At 34.4% G+C, this 3,466-nt stretch carries 1 protein-coding gene; it reads left to right on the top strand.

The genetic code is table 11. The features are described 5' to 3' along the window. Window positions 1–2,027: 2,027 nt before the first annotated feature. Window positions 2,028–3,146, top strand: a complete 1,119-nt coding sequence (tgt, locus tag ACFIO3_RS02030) for a tRNA guanosine(34) transglycosylase Tgt (protein ID WP_375606663.1) — start codon at window positions 2,028–2,030, stop codon at window positions 3,144–3,146. Window positions 3,147–3,466: the final 320 nt, after the last annotated feature.

Below are 3,466 nucleotides of genomic sequence, written 5' to 3' on the forward strand. Positions count from 1 at the left end.
GGTTCCTCTTGTTTTTTAATAAGAGGAACACTCATTACGTGGAATAGAGCGCCCCAAATAGAGTTACGCATTTACGCGCTTTTTTAAAGAAACATCTCTCAGTCTATTCCAACATTCATTTAAACTCCCTCATCTTTATGCTTGTGAAGGAGCAAGCCAGTATCATCATATGCTTTTTTCAGCCTCCAATGTTATAACAGAGCCTTTGGTATGTGTAGTTTGACAGTAAGTTTCGCAGTAAGTGGGAAGAGGTGGGATTAGTTAGGAATACGTGATAATTTACTATTTTATGTATAAAATTTAGCATTAAATGCGTATTTTGTCAAAATGGATTTTGACATTTGAAATTGCCAAAAAGAGCTAAAAATAACGAAATTTGGAATTTTGGAGCAAAAATGATAAAAGGCTTTGAAAGATCTTTTAAAATCCTTTGAAGATTTTTAAAAAGTCTGTGAAATCCCAGAAAACCGCCTTTGAAGACCCTTTGAGAGCCCCTTAAAAATCATTTGAAAAAAATAAATTGATGCAAAACCCGATGATAAGCTACAGTATGTGAGAATCTTAAAAAAGTGCTTTTTTTTAGTGTTTTTATTTACACGTTAATCTCTCTTGTGATGTGCAAGAAAATGATTTTAGTTATTTTAACGTATACAGATTTACAATAAGAGAAGCTATCCCTTCATTCAACATATAGAAATGAATTATTATTATAAATCAATGTATTGATGCTGTTTCTAAATATTGTCGTTAATAGGATATTCTATCAAAGTTTGGCTTTTACATCTTAATACGGTTTGTTCGATGTAATTTGAGTATGAATAGCCTATTTTATTGTACTTACTATTTATAGGGTTCGTCGTTTTTTAAAATTGTTTTTGCGTTTCATAATAGGTGGTTCATTTTATTTTTATCCCATGTGGGTAATGATCTTACAGTTTAATTAAGGATTTTTCCTGTTAGATTGAATGAATTATTTTTTCATGCTTGTGCTTTTTAAAAAATTTTGATGAATCTATCAATGTGGATGATACAAGGTAAGGTTTTAAAATAGAGTATTACATTTGTGATGTTGGTTGTCTTGTACAATCTGGAGAGCCTTTTAACGCCATATTATATGAATATATTGCGCAAGATAATGAAAATAAAATCATGATTTTTTTTATTTGCAATTGCAATGGAGCAAAGATGTAATCTCTAGGCTTGTGTTTTATGAAGTTATATCTAAATAACTTTAGAGATAGGTTTCTTTCTAGATTAGTACATTGATTTATAACGGATAAATTATTATTTTGTCCATTGAAAGAGCGCTTTGAATATTGTAAGATTTTCTTATTTCAATTTCTCTTATATTGACTTCTTCTCCATCCTAAAGGGTGAATTTTCTACAAGTGTCGGTTTGTAAGTCTTTTTTTTTCACGGTAGGGGTCTCTTACAGATTATTCATGCGGTTGAATTAATCAAAATCATCCCTTTTGCTCGTCACAAATGAGATTGGCGTGGGGAAAAACTATTGGAAAAAGCTCCCTTTTATGAATTATCTCAAGGGCTATCTCAATGTTGTGAACGGATAAATGATAATATGCATTTGCACTTTTATTAAGCGTAAGGCTCTCGGTGCCCGATAGATGAAAACTTTTTATCTGTAAAAGTTAAAGAATATTGTAAGTTGTACAATGCGTTCATAACTTTCTTCTATTCGTACGAAATTATTACTTATGAAAGTACGTAAAGATGAGATTGTTGAGATAATAATTTTGCAGTTCTGTTAAGGCTTTAGTGCGTTAAGCATAGGTATTTTGAGGTGTGATATTATAAGGATTTTACTTGTTTTCTGGAGCTAGATTATCACTTTTATTATGTTGATTTCTTAACAAGAAATGTTCTTTTATCTCGTTTAATTTTTGATGCTGATTACAATATTGAGCGAATCAAAAATTAATTCATAAAGCTTATGACAATGCTCGTAAGGGGATATCTTTTTTCTTTCTACAGAGATATGCATTGATGGAATCAAAAAGACGAGAGTTATGATAAAGACATTTCATTATAGAAAAATTGCTCAAGATGGGTATGCACGTCGAGGCGAAATTATAACGGGGCGAGGATGCGTTCGTACACCCGCATTTATGCCAGTTGGGACGGCAGGAACCGTTAAGGCTATGTATATGGATCAAATTCGTGATCTTGGTGCAGATATCATTTTGGGAAATACTTATCATTTAATGTTACGTCCAGGAGCTGAACGTGTTGCACGTTTGGGAGGATTACACGAATTTTCACGCTGGAGCGGACCTATTTTAACTGATTCTGGAGGCTTTCAGGTGATGTCGCTGGAGGGAATCCGTAAAATTACTGAACAAGGTGTGATTTTTCGCTCTTACATTAATGGCGCTTACTATGAAATGAGTCCAGAGCGTTCTATCGAAATTCAAGGGCTTCTTGATGCGGATATCCAGATGCAGTTGGATCAATGTATTGCATTACCCGCCACTGAAAAAGAAATGGAAGAAGCTATGGAACTTTCATTGCGGTGGGCGCTGCGTTGTAAAACAGCTTTTGGAGATCAGCCAGATAAAGCATTGTTTGGGATTGTTCAAGGTGGTGATAATATGAAACTGCGTGAGCGTTCTGCTCAAGCATTAAAAGAAATGGATTTAAAAGGTTATGCTATTGGAGGGCTTGCTGTTGGTGAGCCGCAGAGTGTTATGACAGCAGTATTGGATACTACTTGTCCGATTTTACCAGAGGATAAACCACGCTATCTTATGGGAGTAGGGACACCTGATGATATTTTACAAAGTGTTGCTCGTGGTATTGATATGTTTGATTGTGTTATGCCGACGCGTGCAGGACGTCATGGTTTAGCTTTTACCCGCTTTGGTAGAATTAATTTGCGTAATGCGCGTTATGCAGAAGATCCACATCCTCTTGATCCACAGTCACTTTGTCCAGCAGCACATGATTATAGTTGTGCTTATTTGCATCATTTGATCAAATCTGGTGAATCTCTTGGGGGGATGTTGTTGACTTGGAATAATCTTTTTTATTATCAACAACTTATGCAGGGAATTCGTGATGCCATTGAAGAAGGTTGTTATGCTGATTTTTGCGCTGAAACGCGTGCTCTATGGGCACAAGGACGCTAAAATATTAATCGAAATATAGCACCTTATTTTTTTATTGAATTTATTCTCGCACTTACAAATTTAGCTAAAAATATGAAATTAGAAACATCTTCCAAAATTATAAAATCCACTATCTTAAGATATAACAGTGCGGTTTTATAGGGCATATATTCTCTTTCTAAGTACTATATAAAACAGAAACTGTTACTCCGGTACGCGCTACCTGATCCGGAGAAAAACAGTTTTTCTGTTTCTGATGACTGTTTACAGCAACAATGTTAATGAGGCGTTAGCGAACTCTTAAAGAAGTATGAAAATTGTACTTTTATGAGCTACTTGGT

This window comes from Bartonella sp. AD328YNZD (assembly GCF_042196425.1).